Source organism: Streptomyces sp. NPDC028928 (assembly GCF_055564915.1).
On record NZ_JBVHVI010000004.1, the window covers coordinates 436679 to 457573 of the forward strand.

Sequence of the window (20895 nt, forward strand, 5' to 3'; positions counted from 1 at the left end):
CCGTTGCCGACCGGGGGCCGCGCGCGGAACGGGCCCATCCGCCGTGTTGCGCGCCTGACCAGCGCCGCACCGCCCGCCCTCCCCTGGTCCGGTTCCGGCAGACATACGGATCAGGGGGGATCAGCAGTGTTCTCGTACGGACCACGCCGTACGCCCGGAAGCAGAGTCGCGCCCGCCGGACGGCGTCCCGCCGTCATGGTGTTGTGCATCGCGCTGTTCGGCCTCGCCGTCCCGGCCGCGGGGGCCGCGGAGCCCACGCCGCCCGGCCCCGCCGCCGGGCAGGAGGCACGGCAGGCCGCGCGGTTCTGGACCGCGCAGCGCATGGCCGACGCACAGCCCCTGGACCCGGTACGGCAGACCCCGGCGACGCCGGGCGGGCCTGCCGCGGCGGCCCGGCCGAAGGGCACCCTGTACAAGGGAACCCGCCTGGTGGGGACGTTCTTCGGCTCCGACGGGCCGCGCGGCACCACCTGGCACTGCACCGGCAGCGTGATCGCCACCAAGTCCCGGAACATCGTGCTCACCGCGGCCCACTGCGCGCTGAACATGAAGGGCGACTATGTCTTCGTCCCGAAGTTCGTGAAGGGCGCCGCCCCCGACCGGCAGCCGTACGGCATCTTCCACATCCAGCGGGTCTTCATCGACCCCCGGTACGTGCCCGACCGCGGCTCCACCACCACCAAGAAGGCCGCGTCCGACCTGGACACCGCGTTCGCCCGGGTCTCGGCCAACCAGTGGGGCAAGTCCCTCCAGGACGCGGTCGGCGGCGGGCTCACCTTCACCCGGCCGCCCGGCTACAACCTCCGGAACGTCACCGTCGTCGGCTACCCCTCCTACCGGCACAACAGCGCCGGACGCGCCGTCAAGTGCACGGTCCCGACCAGACAACTCCGTGGCTACCGGCAGCTGGCGATGACCTGCGGCGGCTACTACGGCGGCGTCTCCGGCAGCCCCTGGATCACCGACTACAAGGACGACGCCCGCACCGGGCACGTCATCGGCAACCTCGGCGGCTACAACGGCGGCGGCAACGACGCCAACGTCGACTACATCAGCTACGGCACCGCGTTCGGCGCCGACGCCGCGAACCTCCTCGCCGACGCCGTCGCCGACCAGGCCCCGCCCGCCGACCTGCCCCCGTACCGGGGCCTGAAGGGCACCCTGCCCGGCGGCGCGGCACGCTGGCGCAAGGCCGCGCTCATGGCCTCCGGCGACTACACGGGCGACCGGCACGGCGATCTGCTCGTGGTCTGGTCCGACGGCGGGGTCACCCTGCACCCGGGCGACGGCAAGGGCGGATTCGGGGCCGAGAAGCGGCTGCGGCAGGCCAACTCCACCTGGACCCACGCCCGGACCGTGGCCGGCGGCACCTTCACCGGCGACCGCTCAGGGCTGCTGGTCCGCTGGTCCGACGGCGAGGTCACCCTCTACCCGCAGCCCGGCCCGGCCGGCCTGGGCCGGGAGATCCGGATGGCGGCACCCGGCTCCGCGTGGAAGAACGCCGTCCAGTTCACCGCCGGAGCGTTCGCGGACGGCGGCGGCACCGGCCTGCTGGTGCGCCGCTCCGACGGCGCGCTCACCCTCTACACCGGGATCGGGACCGGCGGCTTCGGCACCGGCACACAGATCCTCGCGGCGAACGGCACCTGGACCAAGGCCGCCCAGCTGACCGGCGGCGACTTCGACGGCACGGCCGGCGGGGACCTGCTGGTGCGCTGGGCGGACGGCACGCTCGACACGTACGCCGGCACCTCGGCCGCCGGCCTCGGCACCAGGACCCGGATGCGCGGCCCGAACAGCCTGTGGACGCACGCGCAGGTGCTGACGGCCGGCGACTTCCTCCACGACCGCACCGGCAACGACCTGATCGCGCGCTGGTCCGACGGGGAGACCACGCTGTACGCCGACACCGGCGCCAAGACCCTCGGCACCGAGCACACACTGGTCCACCCCGGCACCTGACCGAGGCGGCCTCCCCGCGCTCACGGCGCCGGCGCGAGGACGAGGGCGAGGACCGCCCCTCCGGTCCGCCGGACCAGCACACGGCGCCCGCCGTCCAGGGTGGGCGGGCTGAGCGTGAGGATGCGGATTCGCCGGGGCGCCTCACCGAACAGGCCCAGCCGCTCCGCCTTCACCGCGGCCTCCTTCAACGCCCAGGCCGCGGCGAGGAGTTCGGGCCGCCCGGTGACGAGGGCCCGCTCCTGCCGCAGCAGCACGTGGTCCGCGGCCCGCCGCACCGCCGCCGCCGAGGAGGTCTCGCACACGTCCACACCGACCGGTGCGCGGGATACGGCCGCCGCGACATGACGGTCCGTATGGCTGAGGGAGAGGTGCGGGACGGGCACCCGGCCGCCGGGGACGGTCGCCCGTGGGCTGCCGTCGTCCCGGGGAAGGATCTCCACCGCACCGGGCGGTGCCCCGGTCACCTCGGAGACCAGGCTCTTGGCGAGCAGCCGTCCGGCGGCCCACTCGGCCTGCCGCCACGGCGGCAGCGCGGCGAAGAGCCGGCGTTCGGCCGGGGTCAGCAGCGGCAGCGGTGACCAGGACGGCGCCCGGTCGAGGGTCTCGCGGCGGGCCACGACCAGGGTGACACCGCTCCACCGGTGGACCCGGCCCGCCGGGATCGCGGGGAAGACGCTGTGCACGGCACGCTCCCCTCACGCCGCGGCGGGCTCGGCGTCGTCGCCGGGCCGCAGCCGCCGGGCCAGCGCCGTCACCGTACGGCAGATCTGCGGGGGCGTGTGCGCGCCGGTGACGAAGAAGCGCAGCCGGGCCAGCTCCTCCGGGACCGCCGGGTGCAGGATCGGGTTGACACTGACGCCGTCCTGGAACAGCCCCTGGGCCAGCCGGAGCGTGCCCGCCGAGTCCCCGACGACGCACGGCACGATCGGTGTGCCCCCGCTGTCCCCGGTGTCCACCCCCGCCCGGCGGGCGAGCCGCAGGAACAGCGCCGCGTTCTCCCGCAGCCGGGACACCCGCTCCGGTTCGGCCCGCAGCAGCCGCAGCGCGGCCAGCGCCGCCGCCGCGTCGGCGGGGGTCATACCGGCGCTGTACACGAAGCCGGGGGCGGTGTAGCGCAGCCACTCGATCGCGCCGCGGCCCGCCGCGACGTAACCGCCGCAGCTCGCCAGCGCCTTGGACAGGGTGCCCATCCACAGGTCGACGTCCGCCCGGTCGACGCCGAAGTGCTCGCCGACACCGCGGCCGGTGGCGCCGAGCACCCCGATGCTGTGCGCCTCGTCCACCATGAGCAGCGCCCGGTGCCGGCGCTTGACCTCGATCAGGGCGGGCAGGTCGGCGATGTCGCCGTCCATGCTGTAGGCGCCCTCCGCCACCACCAGCACCCGGCGGTAGCGGTTCCGGACCCCGCCGAGCAGCGCGTCCAGGGCCGCCGCGTCGTTGTGCGGGAACGGCCGGCGGGTGGCGCCGGAGAGCCGGCAGCCCTGGAGGATGCTGTCGTGGGCCAGCGCGTCGTGGACGATCAGGTCGTCCGGCCCGACGAGGTGCCCGATCACGGTGACGTTGGTGGCGTGCCCGCTCGTCAGGGTGAGCGCGTCCTCGGTGCCGAGCGTGTCGGCGAGTTCGCGCTCCAGCTCCACGTGGAGCGGGCGGCTGCCGGACAGCAGCCGGCTGGCGGAGGCGGAGGTGCCGTACCGTGCGACGGCCTCCGTGACCGCGTCCCGCACCCGGGGGTCGGTGGCCAGGCCGAGGTAGTTGTAGCCGGCGAAGGAGACCAGCTCCCGTCCGCCGACGACCGTCCGGTCCGTCATGCCGCGCTCGTGGACCAGGAAGTACGGGTTCGGCAGGCGGAGCTCGTCCAGTACGGCGACGCGCTCGCGGTGCGCGGCGACCTCAGGGAAGCACTCGATCCGCGCGGTGCCGTCGGCGATCGCCGGTTCCGCCGGTCCCGCCTCCGCCTCGACCAGCGTGGTGACGCCGCCGACGGTCGGCCGGGCCCACCGGCCGTCGATCGTGAGGGCGGGCCACCGGCGCTTGAGGGAGGCGAACAGGTCGGTCAGCATCAGCGAGTCGAAGCCGAGGTCCTCGACCAGCCGCTGGTCGTCCCTCAGGTGCTCCACCGGGAAGGCACCGATGCGGGCGATCTGCTCCCGGACGGCTCGGCCGGCACCGGGGTCCTCGGCCGCGGAGGGCGTCGGGGGCAGGGCAGGTGTCAAGGGTGTGGCAGGCGTTCCGGGCAGCGTCTCGCCCAGGCGCCGGAGGACGGTCACCTGCTGCTGCACCAGGTCGAGCAGCTGGTGCAGGGGATTGTCGATGTCGTTCACGGGGTTCTCCGGGGCGGTAGGCCGGTGGGCGGGGAGAGGGAGGGGGAGAGGAAGAGGGCGAGGGGCTGACGGCGGCGTCGGTGCGGGGGCCGGGCGGCGCAGCCAGTAGGGCCGGGTGTCCAGCCGGGCGGCCGGCAGATCCAGCAGCCGGCGCTCGTGCTCCGGCACCAGCGCCCGGGGATCGACCGGGACGCCCAGCACCGCCAGCCGGCCCAGGGCCCGCGGCAGCGCCCACACGTCGTCCGGCTCGGCGCCGTCCACCGCGACGACGTGGACGCCGTCGTGCCCGGTCAGATTGCGGCGGACGGCGGCGAGCAGCGAACCCGCACCGGCGACCTGGACGAAGACCCGGGCGCCCGCGTCGTGGGCGGCGCGGACGGCGTCGCCGAAGCGGACCGGCGCGGAGGCGTGCCGCGCCCACAGCTCGCGCAGCCGTCCGGGGTCCTGGCACACCGTCCCGCTGACGGCCGAGACGAACGGCAGGCGGGGCTCGGCGAGCGGGCGCCCGGCGAGATCCGTGCGCATCGCCTCGTCGGCCGCGGTGAGCCGCGGGGAGTGGAAGGCGTGGGACACGTCGAGGCCGGACGTCACGACACCCGCCTCGGCGCAGCGCCGCCGCAGCGTGTCGAGGCCCTCGCGGCTGCCGCTCACCACGATCTGCCGGGGCGCGTTGAAGCAGGCGAGCCAGACGCCGTCGACGTCCCGGACGAGCCGGCTACAGGTCTCCTGGTCGGCCTGCACGGCGAGCATCCCGCCGCGCGGCTCCGCCTCGGCGCCCCGCAGCACGGCACCCCGGTGGGCGAGCAGCCGTACCGTCTCCTCGTCGCCGAGCACGCCGGCCGCGGCCGCCGCCGCGAACTCGCCGACGCTGTGGCCGAGGACCAGGTCGGGTACGACACCGCAGGCCGCCAGCAACCGGCTCGCGGCGATCTGCACGGTGCCGAGCAGCGGCTGGCACACCTCGGTGGCGGCGAGCCGCTCCTGCCGCGCCGGCCCGGTCGCCGCGCCGCCGTACAGCAGCTCGGCGACCTCGACCCCGGCCGCCGCGCCGAGGGCGGTCACGGTCCGCCGGAAGCCGGGGAACCGCTCGTACGCGGCGCGCAGCAGCCCGGGCCGCTGGCTGCCCTGGCCCGGGAACAGCAGGGCGACGCGCCGCTCGGCCGGCGGCAGCACCGCGTCGGCGGCGAAGGCACCGTCCCCGAGATCACCCCGGGCACCCTCGGCAAGCTGCCGCCGCGCCCGGCGCAGCCGCTCCGCACACCCCGCCGCGTCCGCGGCCACGACGGCAAGCCTGCTCGACAGCGCCTCACGACCACCGAGGGTGTGAGCGAGAGCCCCGGCGGACACCGCCGGATGGTGATCGAGGGCGTCGAGCAGTTCGTCGATCTGCTCGACGAGCAGGCGCGGGCTGCCGGCCGAGACGAGCACGAGCTGAGGACCGGCTCCGGTGGTTCCGGGGCTTTCGGGGGTGGTCGTGGCGCGGGCCGGGGTGGGCTCGGCGGGACCGGGCGTGGGTGCCGTGCGGCCGGAGGCTCGTCCCGGGGCCGGAGTCGGTGCGTCAGGGGAGGGCGGGGACGCCCTGTGGGGCGCGGGTTGCCCCGGTAGCGGGGTCGGTGCGCTGCCGTCGGGAGCGGGGACCACGTGGGCGGTGGTTCGGGTGGGCGCCGGTGCGGGGGCCGTCCGGACAGGGGCCGGGGCCGGGGCCTCGCGCAGGATCGCGTGGGCGTTGGTGCCGCCGAAGCCGAAGGAGCTGACGGCTGCGCGGCGCGGGGTGCCGGTGTCCGGCCACGGCCGGGCGGAGTCGGCGATGCGCAGGCCGGCGGCGGCCAGGCCGAGACCGGGGTGCGGGGCGGTGTCCGGCTGGGGGACGACCGTACGGTGGTGGACGACCAGCGCGGTCTTGATCAGCCCCGCGATACCGGCGGCGGACAGCGCGTGCCCGATCAGCGCCTTGCCGGCCGACAGGTAGCACGGGCCCGGCCGGTCCGCCCGCAACCGGCGCAGAGCCTCCACCTCCACCCGGTCACCCACGCCCGTACCCGTGCCGTGGGCCTCGATGAACCCGACCGCCGAGGGCGGCACGCCCGCGTCGGCGTACGCGCGGCGCATGGCCCGCAGCTGTCCTTCGGGCGTCGGGCACAGCGGGCCCGGCGTGGCGCCGTCGTTGGCCGTGCCGATCCCCTCCAGGACGGCGTAGACCCGGTCACCGGCGGCGAGCGCGTCCTTCAGCGGCCGTACGACGACGGCACCGGCGCCCTCGCCGAGGACGAAGCCGTCGGCCCGCTCGTCGAACGGACGGCACACCCCGTCGGCCGAGAGCGCCCCGAGCCGGGAGAAGCCGACGAGCGTGTCCGGGGTGAGGCTGAGGTAGGCGCCGCCGACGACGGCCATGCCGCAGGTGCCGGCGCGCAGGTGCAGTACGGCCTGTTCGAGCGCGACCAGCGAGCTGGAGCAGGCGGCGTCGACGGCGAAGCTGGGCCCGCCCAGACCGAAGTGCCGGCTGACCGCGGCGGACGCCATGTTGAGCAGGCTGCCCGGCACGGTGAAGGCGTCCAGCGGCGGGAGGAGCGCGGTGACGCCGTCCCGCAGGGCGCGCGCGGTGCCGGGACCCGCCGGGTCGCCGGGCGGCAGCTGCGCGAGGGGGCCGTCGGCGAGGGCGAGGGCGCGCATCCGGGCCGTGAGGAGGTCCTTGTAGTCGGACACCGACAGGCCGAAGAAGACCCCGGTGCCGTCCCGGTCGAAGCCGCCCCGGCCCAGCCCGGCGTCGTCCAGGGCCTCGCGGGTGACGTCGAGCAGCAGCCGGTGCTGCGGGTCCATGGCCTCCGCGCGGCGGGGCGGCAGACCGTAGTGGAGGGCGGCGAAGCGGTCGACGCCGTCGAGGAAGGCGACCCGGTCGGTGTAGGCGGTGTCGGGCGCCGACCGGTCCCCGGGGGCGTGGAAGGGACGATGGTTCCAGCGGTCCTCCGGGACGGGGCGGAACTGACGCTCCGCATTCCGGAGGAGCCGCCAGTACGCCTGGCTGTCGCGGGCGCCGGGGAAGCGGCAGCCGAGTCCGACGATGGCGATGTCAGTCATGGGGGACCTGCTCGTGGGTGGGGCCGTGGGGGGCGTAAGCGGGTGATGCGGGATACGCACACGGTCGCCCGTGACCGGGCCGGAGCCCCAGCCCCGGCTGTTCGTGACTTGACGGCGGACGCCCCGCGCGTTACCTCACACCGGGCGGCACGCCGTGGCGAGAGCGGCGGGCAGGGCAAGGGCCGTGGACTTCCGAAGCCGTCTGGCGCAGTCCGTCCTGCGGGCCGGGGCGGGGGTGTGCCACCGTGCCGTCATGGGTGACCTCTTTCTCGTCCGGCACGGTGAGACCGAGTGGTCGCGGTCCGGGCGGCACACCGGCTGCACCGACGTGCCCCTCACCGAGCACGGCCGGGAGGAGGCGCGCCGGCTCGTGCCGCTGATCCGCCCGCACCGGATCGGCGCGGCCTTCGTCAGCCCCCTCCAGCGGGCCCGGGAGACCGCCCGGCTCATCGGGATCCCGGACGCGCGGGTCGACGCCGACCTGCGCGAATGGGACTACGGCGGGTACGAGGGCGTGACCACCCCGGAGATCCAGCGGACCCGGCCCGGCTGGTTCCTCTTCACGGACGGGGTCGCACCCGGCCCGCCGGACCACCCGGGCGAGACCGCGGAACAGGTCGGGGAGCGCGCCGACCGGATGCTGGCCAAGGCCGACGCCGCGCTCGCCGACACCGAGGGGGTCGTCGTGCTGATCGCCCACGGCCACTTCCTCCGCGTCCTCACCGCCCGCCGCCTGGGCCTGCCACCCCGGCACGGGGCCCTCTTCCAACTGGCGACAGGCACACTGTGCCGCCTCGGTACGGAACACGGACGACCGGTGGTGGCGGGCTGGAACATCCGGCCCCCGGGGTAGCGACGGGCACCGGCGGCGCCCACACGGGGGCGACCGCGTGGGGCCTGCCCGCGGTGACACCGGGAGGTCCGCGTGCCCCGGGCGTTGTCAGACCCGGGCCGTACTCTGCGAACGGGCCGCCGTCCCGGCGGTCTCGCTGGGCCGTCGGCCCGGCGGTCCGGTGCGTGGGCCCGCCCATCGGCGGTCCCGGCTACGCGCACGGACCGCCCCCCGACGGTCCCGAGAAGCAACGGTGTCGGAAGGAGCATGCCGTGACCCGACCGCCGACCGCCGCGCAGCGGCGGGTGATCGAGGGGGCCGACCCGGTCACCGGCCGGCTGCGCGGTACGGAGGCCCAGCTCGCGGCGCTGGTGAAGCGGGGGTTGGCCTTCCGGCATCCGCGTCCGCCGCACGACCACTTCCTCACCCCGGCGGGTCACCGGATACGGGAAGCGGTGCCCGAGGCGCCGGCGGAACCCGCGCCGGACACCGGGGTGTTCGCGGCCCGCGTCGGCGGCGAGGAGGAGCCGCCCGAGTCCGGTCCGGCCCGGCGGCGCGAGGTGCACAGTGCCTGGCAGGGCCTGCTGGAGCTGCGCCGGATGACGAATCCCGACGGCGCCGTGGACCGGCCCTGCGGATGGGAGCGGACGCATCTCGTGCGGGCCGCGGCGCTCGCGCTGGAGGCGGCCGGGCACCCTCCCGCGGGCGGGGACGCGGACGGGTACCGGGTCCGGGCCACCCCGCAGCCGGAGGCGGTCGCGGTGTACGCGCCGGACGCGGAGACGCTGGCGGCCTGCGCGGCCACGTTGGAGCGGGCCGGCTGGCAGGCGGGCGAGTACACCGAGCCCCGGACGAGAGCCCGCTATCTGCTCGCCTCGCCGCGTCGGGTGTGAACGGCGTGTCAAGATCGGTCGACCGGAGATCCGAACACGAGAAGGGCACGCAGTGGCCGAACCGTTTTCCGTCCGTGTGACCGTCCGCGGCTACGAGACCGACACCCAGGGCCATCTCAACCAGGCGGTGTACCTCAACTACGCCGAGCACGCCCGCTGGTCGCTGCTCCAGGCGGCCGGGATCAGCCAGGCCCGGCTCGTGGGCCGGGGCGTGGGCCCGGTGGCGCTGGAGACGAACATCCGCTATCTGCGGGAACTCCTCGCCGGTGACGAGGTCGACGTGACCTGCGCGTTCGAGTGGGGCGGCGGCAAGACCTTCCGGATCCGGCAGGAGATCCGCAAGACCGACGGCACGCTCGCCGCCGAGGTCACCGCGGTGGGCGGCCTGCTGAACCTCGAACAGCGCAAGCTGATAGCCGACCCGCGGGAGGTGTTCAAGGAATTGGCCTCGGATGTCGGCCTGTTCGGTCTCTAGGCCACCCGGGCGTTCGGTCCGTGGGAGACCCGGGCGGAGGACGCGGGGCCGGAGTCCGGGCTGTCCGACACCGCGGGAGCGCCGCGCCCCACCCCTAGGGGCCCGCACAGCACGGAGCCCGGCCGGGGAAGCCGCCCCGGCCGGGCTCTGTCGTGTTCTGTCCCGGCGTCGGCCCGGTCACGGACCTTCGCCGTCGCTCAGGCGCCCGGCGGCACCCGCGACGGCCGTCCCGAGCCGCGGGTCAGGGCGTACCCCCCGATGCCGGCGAGCGCGGCCAGTACGCCGCCGATGCCGGTCCACACCCAGCGGTCGGACCACCAGCCGGACGACCAGCCGTCGTCCTGGCCGAAGCTGGAGAGCACGGCCCCCTTGGAACTCCCCTGCGCGGCTTCGGACTTGGCGGCGATGCCGGGGACGAGCGGCTTGCCCAGGGAGCCGTCGACCGCCGCCGCGCCGCCGATGTCCTTGGAGTCGACGCGCACCTCGGCGTTGACCGGCTGGCCGAGGTCGGCGGCGGCGAGGTTCACCACCGTCAGCCGGATGTAGTAGGTGCCCGGCAGCGGGTCGTTGGCCCACGGCTCCGACCAGCCGCGCACCGTGCGCAGCACACAGGCCAGTTCGACCGAGGCGGTGCCCTGCGCGGCGGTGCGGGTCTGGGCACCGTACTGGCAGGCCTGGCGGCGCCGCAGACCGTCGTACACGTCGAGCTGCCAGGTCTCGGCGCCGTGCGTGCCGGGGAGCTTCACCGTCGCCTTGACGGTGGGACGCTGCCCGGTGTCCGCGGGGAACGACCAGTACAGGTAGTCGCCGGTGGAGCCGGAGGCGGTGGCCCGCTGCCCCTGCTCGATCTCGGTCGCCGTACGGAAGGAGGTGCCCGCCTGGGTGGGCGCGTCGCCGTCGGCGGAGGCGCTCGGGGAGGGCGAGGAGTCGGCGGCGGCCGGCCCGGCGGCCAGCCCCAGCGCCAGCAGCGCGGCGCCCAGCACTCGTGTGATCCGCATCAGTTCGTCCTCCAGACCGCGACCCGCCAGCGCGACAGCCAGCCCCACAGCAGACCGGCGAGGAAGCCGATCAGCACCAGCAGACCGAGCAGCCACCAGCCGCGGCCGAGACCGAAGGCGGCCACGTCGTGGTGCCCCGACGGCCCGTCCACGACGTCGACGGTCAGCTCCAGCGGCAGGCCGGGGCTGGTCTTGACGCCGGCGGCGGCCGAGAAGGAACTGGTGACCTGGAGGCACACCGTCTCGGCGGGCGCCGTGTCGTCGTCGCTGTCCGGCCTGGGATAGCGCAGACCGGTGGAGATGACGTCGGTACGGCCGGTGCCGGCGGCCTCGCCGCGCACGATCTCCCGGCCGTGCACGGTGACCGCCCGCAGCAGGACTCCGTAGTGCGGCTGGACCGCCCGGTCGTCCGCGACGCTCACCGAGGCGCGCAGCTCCTGGCCGGGCTCGACCTCCACCTTGTACCAGCGCTGCTGCCCGAACTCCGCACGGTCGGTGTACAGACCGGACTTCAGGCCCGGTGCCTTCTCGCACCGGTCCGCGCCCTCGGTGGCCACCGGCGTCACCACCGGATCGGCCGCCCGCTCGACCAACTGGCCGACACGGTCGGACAGTTCTTCCTTGTGCCGTACGTCGGTGTAGGTGCCGCCGGTCGCGTCCGCGATGCAGCTGAGCTGCTCGCGGGTCTTGGCGTCCGGCACCAGGCCGAGGGTGTCGATGGTCAGCCCGATGCCCTTGGCGGCTATCTCCCGGGCCACCTCGCACGGATCGAGCGGCTGGCAGGTGTCCTCGCCGTCACTGATCAGGACGATACGGCGGGTGCCGTCACCGCCGTTCAGGTCGTCCGCCGCCTTCAGCAGCGCCGGCCCGATCGGCGTCCAGCCGGTCGGCGCCAGCGTGGCCACGGCCGTCTTCGCGTCGGTCCGGTTCAGCGGGCCGACCGGGTAGAGCTGCTCGGTGTCCTTGCAGCCCTCCTTGCGGTCGTTGCCGCGGTAGTTGGCGCCCAGCGTGCGGATACCGAGCTGGACCTCCTCGGGAGTCGCGTCCAGCACCTCGTTGAACGCCTGCTTCGCCGCGGCCATCCGGGTGCCGCCGTCGATGTCCCGGGTGCGCATGGAACCGCTGACGTCCAGCACCAGTTCGACCTTCGGAGCGGCCTGCTCCGTCTCGTCGGCGACCGCTCCGGCGGGGAACGCGATCCCGGCCGTCAGGGCGGCGAGCAGAGCACACACGCCCGCCGCCAGCCGTTGTCTTCTGATCATCGCCGGATCTTATTGATCAGACGGGTCACCCTCCAAAACGAGCGGGTTGGGCAGGGAAGCCCACAGGTCACCCGGGGTCCCGGGGGACAGCCGCATCAGGGTCAGCGCCTTCGAGGGCAGCGGGCTGTGACGCAGTGCCAGGAGGTCGGGGGTGTCCGCGAGGTCCGGCAGGGCGCTGGCGAGCGCGGTGCTGAGCGCCGGCCCCGAACCCGCCGTAGCCGCCAGTGCTCCCGCCACCAGCGAGCCGAACAGCTTGCGGCGCAAGGCGGTGTCGTCGTCGGTGATCAGGCGGCCGGTGAGGGCGGGTGGGGTGATGCCGTGGTGGGTCAGGCGGGCGGGGCTGATCCGGATGTCGGCCAGGTCGCGGTAGACCAGGCGCAGCGGGGTGCCGTCGGCCGACAGGACGGCCAGGAGGTTCTGGCCGTGGGCCTCCAGGGCCACGCCGAGATCCAGCAGGCGCAGGCCCACCGTGAGCGCCAGCCGGGTGAACGCGGCCAGCCAGGCGGGGCAGTCGGGCAGGGACGTGGTGGCGAGGGCGGCCACCGGTACGACGCGCTCACCCGGTGCCGCGTACACCTCCGGCGGTTCCCGCAGCAGGGCGGCCAGGTCGGGGGAGTCGGCCGTGGCCGCGCCCAGCGTGCGGGTGATGTGGAGCAGACCTTCGGTGTGTGCCGCCAGCTCCTCGGCGAAGTCGGACAGGGCCGCGGCGGACCGTACCGCGTACGCGGAGATGTCCCGCACCGACGACGTCAGCCGGGCGCTGAGGGCCGTCTTCACGTGCGGACCGCCGGGCACCGCCAGGGTGCGCAGGGACATCAGCGGCCGGGCCGCGCGCCAGGGGTCGTACGAGCGCCCCAGTACGTGCGTGGCCTGCCAGGGGTGCACCGGCAGCAAGAGGCGGTCACCGTCTCGGAGTTCCGCCGGCCAGTCGCCGGACAGCAGGCAGTCGGCCGCCGGTACCGGTACGGTCCCCAGCTCCACCACCGGGCCGTGTTCGGGGCCGTACGCCAGCTGGTCCGCGGCCGAGAAACCGGGCCGGGAGCGGCAGTTGGGGTGGAACGGGTGCCCGTCGACCACCCGCTGCTCCCACTCCCACCCCAGCTCCGGCCACTCCTTCGAGTGATCCGCGCCCGCCCGGGACAGTGCCAGCGAGGCCACGCTGTGCGCCAGTTCCGCCGCGAAGGCGGGTCCGTGCGGCACCCCGAGCGCCGTCATCAGCCGCGCCGGATCGTCGTACCGTTCCCGGTCCAGGCGTACGGCGGTGACGTACGCGCTCGTGGCGTACGGGTCCGCGTGCGGCCCGTGCAGGGTCCGGCCGTCGGCCAGGCGCAGGGCGAGACCGTGCGCCCCGGACACCCGGCCGGTGAGCCAGGGCAGCGGCTCATGGGCCAGCGCCCGCCACAGCCGGGTCAGTACGGCGGCGCGGGCGCCGGGCAGCTCCGCCGTGTACCGGGGCAGCAGGCCGGGCCGGACGGCGGCCAGTTCCTCGGCGATCTCGGCCTCGGCGGTGGGGGGACGGTGCACGGTCGGCTCCTCGGGTACACGGGGCACGGCACGATTGTCCGGGACGGCAGCCATACTGATCGTCACCGGCTCCCGCGGAGCGCACCCGGGTGCGCGGGGAAGACCGCGGGCCCCTGGACGAAGAACGAATGGATCGCGTGGACCTCACATCCCCCACCGGCGCCGGCCGCACACCTCCCACCGGCTCGGTCGGCCGCCGCGCCGACGCCTACGCGGCCGCCCCCCTGCTCAACTGCCTGCTGCGGGAGGTGGCCGAGCCGCTCCCGGACGCCGGTGAACACCGCGTCCACCGGCTGCCGGACGGCCGGCTGCTGCGGGTGCGCGCCGGGCGGCGCCCCACCGACCCCGAGGTGTGCACGGACGGCACCTGGCGCCGGATCGGCCACCCCGAGCTGGTGAAACTGGTCGCCGAGGAGCTGCGCCGGCACACCGGTCTGCCCGGCGGTGACCTGCCCGCCGAGATGATCGACAGCCGGGAGGCGATCGCCGCCCTGCTCACCGCCCGCGCCCGCGCCACGGCACCCGCGGACCCGTATCTGCGCTCCGAGCAGTCCCTGCTCACCGGCCACCCCTACCACCCGGCCCCCAAGGCCCGCGGCGGCGGCCCGGTCGCGTCCTGGCTGCCGTACGCCCCCGAGGCGCACGCCCGTTTCCCGCTGGTGCTGCTCGGCGTCCGCGAGGACCAGGTGGCCGAGGAGGGCGACACCCGGGCCCTGGACGCCCTCGGCACCGCCCCGCCCGGCTACCGGCTGCTGCCCGCCCACCCCTGGCAGCTCGATCTCGTCGCCCGCGACCTCGCCCCCGCGTTCGCCGACGGCCGGTTGCTGCGGCTCGCCACGACCGGGTTCGACGCCTGGCCGACGGCCGCCGTCCGCACGGTGTACGAGCCGCGCCGCGACCTGTTCCTGAAGTTCAGCCTGGACGTCCGCATCACCAACGACATCCGCCGGCTCTGGCGCCACGACCTGCGCAGACTCCGCCGTACCGACACGGCCGCCGGTCACGCCTTCGCGGCGATGGGACCGCCCGCGGCCTGGCTGAGCGACCGCGGCTACCGCACCGCCGCCTTCGCCTTCGAGGAGCTGGCGGTCCTGGTCCGCGACGGACTGCGCGGCCACCTGCTGCCGGGCGCCACCCCGCTGCTGGCCGCGGGGCTCGCCGAGGGCTTCGAGGGCAGCCCGCTGGCCGACGCCACCGACCCGGGCGGCTGGTGGGAGGCGTACCTACGGCAGGTCGTGCCGCCCGCCCTGACCGCGTTCGACGTTCACGGCGTGGTGCTGGAGGCCCACCTGCAGAACACGCTCGTCGCCGTGGACGCGGCCGGCACGCCCGTGCAGGCCCTGTTCCGGGACGCCGAGGGCGCCAAGCTGCTGCCGGACGTGACCCGGGCCGCCGGCTGGGAGCGGCTGGTGTACTGCCTGGTCGTCAACCACCTCATCGAGATCGCCGGCGCCCTCGTCGACCACCATCCCGGCCTCGATCCGTGGCCCGCCGCGCGCCGCGAACTGGCCCGGCACGACCTGCCCGAGATCCCCGCCCTGCTCACCGCGCCCACCCTGCCCGGCAAGACCAACCTGCTGCTGCGCTGGACCGGCGCGGACGGGGCGGACGCCCGCTACCTGCCCCTGCCGAACCCGCTGGCCGACGCCTGATCCGCACGCCGGGCGGCATGGGCATGGGCATGTGCGCGCCGCGGGATGCTGCGGCGGGCGTCCCGGACCGGCTCGTGGACGGACTTCTCGCGCCCGCTCAGCCGACTTCGAGGATCTTGGCGGCCAGGCGGGCCAGTGTCTTGCGCTCGGCGGGTGTGAGGGCCTGGAAGACACGGTCCAGCAGCCGCGGCACCCCGCTCTCGACCTCGGCCAGGGCGACCAGCCCCTCCGGGGTCAGCGTGATCGCGTTGGCCCGCCGGTCCTTGGGGTGCCGCTCGCGGCGCACCAGGCCCGAGTCCTCCAGGCCGTCGATGCAGCCCACCATCACGCTGCGGTCGATGCGCAGCTGTTCGCTCAGCTCCTGCTGCGAACAGGGGCCCACGTCGCTGAGCATCTTCAGCACCAGATGCTGGGCCGCGGTGACGTCGTACTCGGTGAGTCCGGCCTCGACGGCGCGCGCCACCACGGTGGTGGCCCGGCACATCGCGATGTCCGGGCGGTTCACGGCCAGTGTGGCGAAGTAGCGCCGGCGGGCTGTGTCCCCGGCGTCCCTGCTCGGCGAAGTACGCCGGGCGCGTGGCGGCTTGGTGGTCATCGGCTTCCTCGTCCCTGCACGCCTTCGCCATAGGAGGTGCGAAGAATATCTGCGCGACTACATATCCCGAAAACTCAACTCTAACGTCTACCAGGTGTCCCAGTGCAGTACCTCGTCGCGCGGGATACGGCGGGCGGGCTTGAAGTCGGTTCCGACGGTGTAGGCGAGCGGCAGGAACGCGGCGAGCATGACCTCGTCGTACGGCACGCCGAGCGCCTCGGCCAGCTCGCGCTCCAGCGGGCCCTGGGCGGTCGTCCAGCAGGTGCCGAGGCCGCGGGCGCGGGCCGCGAGCATGAAGCTCCACACGGCCGGCAGGATCGATCCCCAGGTCATCGACTGGTCGAGCACGGACGCCCGTTCCGTGCGGCCCTCCACCGCCGGGACGACGAAGGCCGGAACCCGGTGGATGTTCGCGTACAGGTACTGCACTCCGTCGAAGATGCGCTCCATGGTCCCGGGGTGGGTGTTCATGCGGCGCAGGTCGCGGGCGTTCACCGGCGCTCCGCCGCCGGCGGCCACGGCGCGGCGGTAGATGTCGGCGACGACCGTGCGCCGGTCCTCGTCGGTGACGACGAGGAAGTGCCAGCGCTGCCGGTTGCGTCCGGTGGGCGCCTGGGTGGCCAGGTCCACGCACTCCTCGATCAGCTTCCGCGGAACCGGCCGGGAGAAGTCCAGGCGCTTGCGGACGGCCCTTGTGGTGGACAGGAGTTGATCCGGTGTCAGGTCCAGGGTCATGGGCGTGACCGTAGGAGCAAAATTATCTGGTGTCAAATGATTGAAGCCAAGACGATATGGGGGATGGGCGGTTTCCGGGCGTCAGTGGTGTCGGGCCTGGCGACTCGGGCGCACCCCTCGTCCGCTGTCACGCTCGGTTACTATGCTCACTTCGGGCTGCTCGGAAGGGACGGGGATCGGCATGGCACCGCTGAGGGAGGTCACCGCGGCCCGCTACGTCGCCCCCCTGCACTCCGGCGGCTCCGTGCCCGGCGTCGTGGAGGCCGACGACCTGGGCACGTACGTCGTGAAGTTCACGGGCTCGGCGCAGGGCCACAAGGCGCTGGTCGCCGAGATCATCGTCGGGGAACTCGCCCGCGCGCTCGGCCTGCGCTTCCCGGAACTGGTCCTGGTCCACTTCGACCCGGACATCGCCGCCGCCGAACCGCACCAGGAGGTGCGTGAGCTGCACAGCGCCAGCGCGGGCGTCAACCTCGGCATGGACTATCTGCCGGGCGCCCGGGACTTCACCCCGGAGATCGCCCGGAGCTTCCCGGTGGACCCGCTGGAGGCCGGCCGGATCGTCTGGCTGGACGCGCTGACCGTCAACGTCGACCGTACGGTGCACAGCTCCAACCTGATGGTGTGGCCCACGCTCGGCACCGTGCCCCCGCGGCTGTGGCTCATCGACCACGGCGCCGCCCTCGTCTTCCACCACCGCTGGGACACCACGGCCCCGGGCCGCAGGTACGACTTCCGGCACCACGCCCTCGGCCACTACGGCCCCGACGTGCGCGCCGCCGACGCGGAGCTCGCGCCCCGGGTCACGGAGGAGCTGCTGCGCGGGATCGTCGCCGAGGTGCCGGACGCCTGGCTCGCCGAGGACGCCGGGTTCGCCACGCCCGACGACGTCCGGGACGCCTACGTCGGCTATCTGCTGGACCGGCTCCGGCTCTCGGCCGAGTGGCTGCCCACCGACTTCCCGAGCCGCGAACAGCTCGCCGCCGAGGAGGCGGCCCGCGCGGCGAAGACCCAGGCGGGCCGCCCGGACTGGCTCAAGCGCGTCCCCGACCTGCACGGCAAACCGGCGGCGGAACAGGACTGGTCGGCGCACCTGGGGTGAGCCGGGAACGACGGAAGGGCCCGGGGGAAGCCCCGGGCCCGTGCGTGGCCGTGGCGGTCAGCCGTGCAGCTGCTGGTACGCCGGCAGGGTGAGGAAGTCGGCGTAGTCCTCGTCCAGGGACACCTTCAGCAGCAGGTCGTGCGCCTCCTGCCAGTGCCCGGCCGCGAAGGCCTCCTCGCCGATCTCCTTGCGGATGGCGTCCAGTTCCTCGGCGGCGACCTTGCGGGCCAGCTCCGGCGTGGCCTTGTCCCCGTTCTCGAACTCGACACCGGCGTTGATCCACTGCCAGATCTGCGAGCGGGAGATCTCGGCGGTGGCCGCGTCCTCCATCAGGTTGAAGATGGCGACCGCGCCGAGCCCGCGCAGCCAGGCCTCGATGTAGCGGATGCCGACCTGGACGGCGTTGACGAGACCGGCGTACGTCGGCCTGGCGTCGAGCGAGTCGATCGCGATCAGGTCGGCCGCCTCGACGTGGACGTCCTCGCGCAGCCGGTCCTTCTGGTTGGGCTTGTCGCCGAGGACCTTGTCGAAGGACTCCATGGCGATCGGCACCAGGTCGGGGTGGGCGACCCAGGAGCCGTCGAAACCGTCGTTCGCCTCGCGGTCCTTGTCGGCGCGGACCTTCTCGAAGGCGACCTTGTTGACCTCGGCGTCCTTGCGGGACGGGATGAACGCCGCCATGCCGCCGATCGCGTGCGCGCCGCGCTTGTGGCAGGTGCGGACGAGGAGTTCGGTGTACGCCCGCATGAACGGGGCCGTCATCGTGACCGCGTTGCGGTCCGGGAGGACGAACTTCGACCCGCCGTCACGGAAGTTCTTGACGATGGAGAACAGGTAGTCCCAGCGGCCCGCGTTCAGCCCGGAGGCGTGGTCGCGCAGTTCGTAGAGGATCTCCTCCATCTCGTACGCCGCCGTGATCGTCTCGATCAGGACGGTCGCGCGGATGGTGCCCTGCGGGATGCCGACGTAGTCCTGGGCGAAGACGAACACCTCGTTCCACAGGCGGGCTTCGAGGTGGGACTCGGTCTTCGGCAGGTAGAAGTAGGGGCCCTTGCCGAGGTCGAGCAGCCGCTGGGCGTTGTGGAAGAAGTACAGGCCGAAGTCGACGAAGGCACCGGGGACGGCACGGCCGTCGGCGTCGACCAGGTGCCGCTCGTCCAGGTGCCAGCCGCGCGGGCGCATGACGACGGTCGCCAGCTCCTCGCTGGGCCGCAGGGCGTAGGACTTGCCGGTGCGCTCGTCGGTGAAGTCGATGTTCCGGGTGTAGGCGTCGATCAGGTTGAGCTGGCCGAGGACCACGTTCTCCCAGGTGGGCGCGGAGGCGTCCTCGAAGTCGGCGAGCCAGACCCGCGCGCCCGAGTTGAGCGCGTTGATGGTCATCTTGCGGTCGGTGGGGCCGGTGATCTCGACGCGCCGGTCGTTCAGCGCGGCCGGGGCCGGGGCGACCTTCCAGGAGTCGTCCGCGCGGATCGCGGCCGTCTCGGGCAGGAAGTCGAGCGTGGAGGTGCGGGCGATCTCGGCGCGGCGCTCGGCCCGGCGGGCCAGGAGTTCGTCACGGCGCGGGGTGAACCGCCGGTGCAGCTCCGCCACGAAGGCGAGCGCCGCGTCCGTGAGGACCTCCTCCTGCCGGGGCAGGGGCTCGGCGTCGACGATGGCCAGCGGGGACGGCGCTGGTGCGGACATGAGCTGTCACTTCCTTCAGCGGTGGCACCTAGTGCCAAGTGGCACGAATAGGACAGTGAGCGCCCACTGTGCGGTCGGACGCTTCTGATCAGTGGATAGTAGTTTCCTCATCGTGGAAGTTCAATGGTTTGTTGATGTCGAGATTCTCTGGGTCGAGGCAAGGTGGCGCTCGGTGCCACCCCGTTCACTCAAGGTGGCTCAGGTCGGCCTCGGTGTCGATGTCGTACGGCTCGGCGACGTCCGCGCACTCCACGAGCCGGATCCCCGCCGCATGCGCCTTCAGGTAGTCCCGCGCCCCGCGGTCGCCGGTGGCCGTCTCCGTGATGCCCGCCCAGTGCGCCGAGCCGAACAGCACCGGATGGCCGCGCACCCCGTCGTAGGCGGCCGAGACCAGCGATTTCTCGTCCTCGTACGCGCCGAGTACCCGGGCCGCCGCGGCCGGTCCGATGCCGGGCTGGTCGACCAGGCTCACCAGGGCCGCCCGCACCCCCGTACCGGCCAGCGAGGCCAGGCCCGCGCGCAGCGAGGAGCCCATGCCCTCCGCCCAGTCCGGGTTGTCCACCAGCACACAGCCGCCCAGCTCGGCGCGGGCCCGCACCTCGGCCGCAGCGGCGCCCAGCACCACGTGGATCCGCCCGCACCCGGCCGCGCGCAGCACCCCGACCGCGTGCTCGACCAGGGGGTGTCCCCGGTGCGGCAGCAGTGCTTTCGGGCGCCCGCCGAGCCGTCTGCCGCCGCCCGCGGCGAGCAGCAGCCCCGCGACCTCGGCCTGGAGATCCTGGTTGTCCGTCATGGGTCCTGCATACCCGACGGCGCCGGAGCCGGCCGTTTTTTCCGGCGCGGATTCCGTTGGGCTGAATTTCGGTCCGCGCTGTGGCGCTCCCGCACGGGGTGGCGTTTACTGGCCCGCGCACGAGGGCGTGCCAGGGGGGAGGGCTGTGTTGCAGAGCTTGGGGCAGAGGCCAGTGACCGGCAGCGACGAGGACGCGAGGGTGGCGGAACTGCGGACCGCGGTGTCCCGGCTGCGCCGCGAACTCGCCGCGTTACCGGCGGACTTCCCCGACCGGGCGATAGCCGAGGACGAACTCGCGGCCCTGGCCGCGATGGCCGCCGGCGGCCTGCCGGAGATCCCGCGCCTGCGCAGCTCCCTGTTGCTGATCGCCGGCGCGATCGGCTCGATGAGCGCACTGGCCCGGGGGCTGTCGCAGGTGCGCGACGCGGTGGACCTGTTCGGCGAGCCGCCCCGGAACCAGGGGGTTCCGTTCGGATGAGCCCGGGTCCGACCTGATCCGAACGAGACGCCCTAGCCGTCCGTCGGGCAGCCCGACGCCGACGGCAGGTCACGGCACACCTGGTTCTGGTGGGACTGCGCCGCGGCCCCGCCGAAGACGACGAGGCAGACCAGGACGGCCATGACGGTCTGGCTGACGACGGTCACGACGGCCCCGGCCCGCGCGGCGACCGCCGCCGCGGCGACGGCGAGCACCCCGACTCCGCCGGCGGCGGCCAGACAGCCCCACAGTGAGTCGGCGGTGACGGTCTCGGCCGGGTCGAGGTTGAACCAGGACAGCCACCAGAGTCCGAAGATCACCACCAGGGCGATCAGCTCCAGCAGCACCAGTCCGCACCCGGCCCCGATGTCGGCACCCCGGTCGGCGCGGCGGTGCGGACCGGGGCCCTCGGTGGCGTCGAAGGCCGGCGGAGCCGTGGGCAGGTCCATGCCCGCCACCTTGCCCTCACGGGCGGGGCAGGCACATGAGTACGGGTACTCAGCCCGGGTCGGGAA

At 74.3% G+C, this 20895-nt stretch carries 17 protein-coding genes; 7 read left to right on the forward strand and 10 right to left on the reverse strand.

Features of this window, described 5'->3' with window-relative positions:
* The first annotated feature begins 195 nt into the window (after window positions 1-195).
* Window positions 196-1962 (forward strand): trypsin-like serine peptidase, encoded by a 1767-nt coding sequence (locus ACZ4U1_RS13170; RefSeq protein ID WP_467902810.1) that lies wholly within the window; start codon window positions 196-198, stop codon window positions 1960-1962.
* 20 nt (window positions 1963-1982) lie between these two features.
* Here the strand turns inward: ACZ4U1_RS13170 and ACZ4U1_RS13175 are convergent, their stop codons facing one another.
* Entirely contained in the window at window positions 1983-2645 is a 663-nt protein-coding gene (locus ACZ4U1_RS13175) for a 4'-phosphopantetheinyl transferase family protein (protein ID WP_467902812.1), read from the reverse strand.
* 12 nt (window positions 2646-2657) lie between these two features.
* Window positions 2658-7358 carry an aminotransferase class I/II-fold pyridoxal phosphate-dependent enzyme gene (locus ACZ4U1_RS13180; RefSeq protein ID WP_467902814.1) on the reverse strand — a complete coding sequence of 1567 codons (4701 nt, stop codon included), beginning with the start codon at window positions 7356-7358 and terminating at the stop codon, window positions 2658-2660.
* Between the two features lie 253 nt (window positions 7359-7611).
* On the opposite strand from ACZ4U1_RS13180, the gene ACZ4U1_RS13185 reads away from it, so the two are divergent.
* The 3 genes from ACZ4U1_RS13185 to ACZ4U1_RS13195 all read left to right on the forward strand — a co-directional run bounded on the left by ACZ4U1_RS13185 (window position 7612) and on the right by ACZ4U1_RS13195 (window position 9558).
* A complete protein-coding gene (locus tag ACZ4U1_RS13185; protein WP_467902816.1) occupies window positions 7612-8211 on the forward strand; it encodes a histidine phosphatase family protein in 600 nt (199 codons plus the stop codon).
* A gap of 251 nt (window positions 8212-8462) precedes the next feature.
* A complete protein-coding gene (locus ACZ4U1_RS13190) occupies window positions 8463-9083 on the forward strand; it encodes a hypothetical protein (protein ID WP_467902817.1) in 621 nt (206 codons plus the stop codon).
* Window positions 9084-9135: 52 nt separating this feature from the next.
* Window positions 9136-9558, forward strand: a complete 423-nt coding sequence (locus ACZ4U1_RS13195) for an acyl-CoA thioesterase (RefSeq protein ID WP_467902819.1) — start codon at window positions 9136-9138, stop codon at window positions 9556-9558.
* A 197-nt stretch (window positions 9559-9755) separates the two neighbouring features.
* Here the strand turns inward: ACZ4U1_RS13195 and ACZ4U1_RS13200 are convergent, their stop codons facing one another.
* The 3 genes from ACZ4U1_RS13200 to ACZ4U1_RS13210 are packed head-to-tail and all read right to left on the reverse strand — an operon-like array spanning window position 9756 to window position 13342.
* On the reverse strand, window positions 9756-10556 hold the full coding sequence (locus ACZ4U1_RS13200) for a hypothetical protein (RefSeq protein ID WP_467902821.1): 801 nt from the start codon (window positions 10554-10556) through the stop codon (window positions 9756-9758).
* Window positions 10556-11818, reverse strand: coding sequence for a VWA domain-containing protein (locus ACZ4U1_RS13205; protein WP_467902822.1), 1263 nt, complete (start codon window positions 11816-11818; stop codon window positions 10556-10558). The genes ACZ4U1_RS13200 and ACZ4U1_RS13205 overlap by 1 nt, the downstream gene beginning before the upstream one ends.
* 9 nt (window positions 11819-11827) lie before the next feature.
* A complete protein-coding gene (locus tag ACZ4U1_RS13210; protein ID WP_467902934.1) occupies window positions 11828-13342 on the reverse strand; it encodes an IucA/IucC family protein in 1515 nt (504 codons plus the stop codon).
* A gap of 128 nt (window positions 13343-13470) precedes the next feature.
* Here ACZ4U1_RS13210 and ACZ4U1_RS13215 point away from each other — a divergent pair, with 128 nt between their 5' ends.
* Complete coding sequence (locus ACZ4U1_RS13215; RefSeq protein ID WP_467902824.1) at window positions 13471-14994, forward strand: IucA/IucC family protein; 1524 nt, start codon at window positions 13471-13473, stop codon at window positions 14992-14994.
* Between the two features lie 97 nt (window positions 14995-15091).
* Here the strand turns inward: ACZ4U1_RS13215 and ACZ4U1_RS13220 are convergent, their stop codons facing one another.
* Window positions 15092-15589 carry a MarR family winged helix-turn-helix transcriptional regulator gene (locus tag ACZ4U1_RS13220; RefSeq protein ID WP_467902826.1) on the reverse strand — a complete coding sequence of 166 codons (498 nt, stop codon included), beginning with the start codon at window positions 15587-15589 and terminating at the stop codon, window positions 15092-15094.
* A gap of 87 nt (window positions 15590-15676) precedes the next feature.
* Entirely contained in the window at window positions 15677-16324 is a 648-nt protein-coding gene (locus tag ACZ4U1_RS13225; RefSeq protein WP_467902828.1) for a nitroreductase family protein, read from the reverse strand.
* A gap of 181 nt (window positions 16325-16505) precedes the next feature.
* On the opposite strand from ACZ4U1_RS13225, the gene ACZ4U1_RS13230 reads away from it, so the two are divergent.
* The gene (locus ACZ4U1_RS13230) at window positions 16506-17426 is read left to right on the forward strand and encodes a HipA family kinase (RefSeq protein WP_467902829.1); all 921 of its coding nucleotides are present in this window, start codon (window positions 16506-16508) and stop codon (window positions 17424-17426) included.
* A gap of 57 nt (window positions 17427-17483) precedes the next feature.
* Here ACZ4U1_RS13230 and aceB read toward each other — a convergent pair whose 3' ends face one another.
* Together aceB and ACZ4U1_RS13240 are read right to left on the reverse strand one after the other, a co-directional pair.
* On the reverse strand, window positions 17484-19109 hold the full coding sequence (aceB, locus tag ACZ4U1_RS13235; protein WP_467902830.1) for a malate synthase A: 1626 nt from the start codon (window positions 19107-19109) through the stop codon (window positions 17484-17486).
* A 184-nt stretch (window positions 19110-19293) separates the two neighbouring features.
* Window positions 19294-19902, reverse strand: a complete 609-nt coding sequence (locus ACZ4U1_RS13240; protein ID WP_467902831.1) for a nucleotidyltransferase family protein — start codon at window positions 19900-19902, stop codon at window positions 19294-19296.
* 145 nt (window positions 19903-20047) lie between these two features.
* Between ACZ4U1_RS13240 and ACZ4U1_RS13245 the strand changes: the two genes are divergently transcribed.
* Window positions 20048-20380: a DUF5955 family protein gene (locus ACZ4U1_RS13245; RefSeq protein ID WP_467902832.1), complete on the forward strand. Its 333-nt coding sequence runs from the start codon at window positions 20048-20050 to the stop codon at window positions 20378-20380.
* Between the two features lie 32 nt (window positions 20381-20412).
* Here the strand turns inward: ACZ4U1_RS13245 and ACZ4U1_RS13250 are convergent, their stop codons facing one another.
* Complete coding sequence (locus ACZ4U1_RS13250; protein ID WP_467902834.1) at window positions 20413-20829, reverse strand: DUF6234 family protein; 417 nt, start codon at window positions 20827-20829, stop codon at window positions 20413-20415.
* Between the last annotated feature and the right edge of the window lie 66 nt (window positions 20830-20895).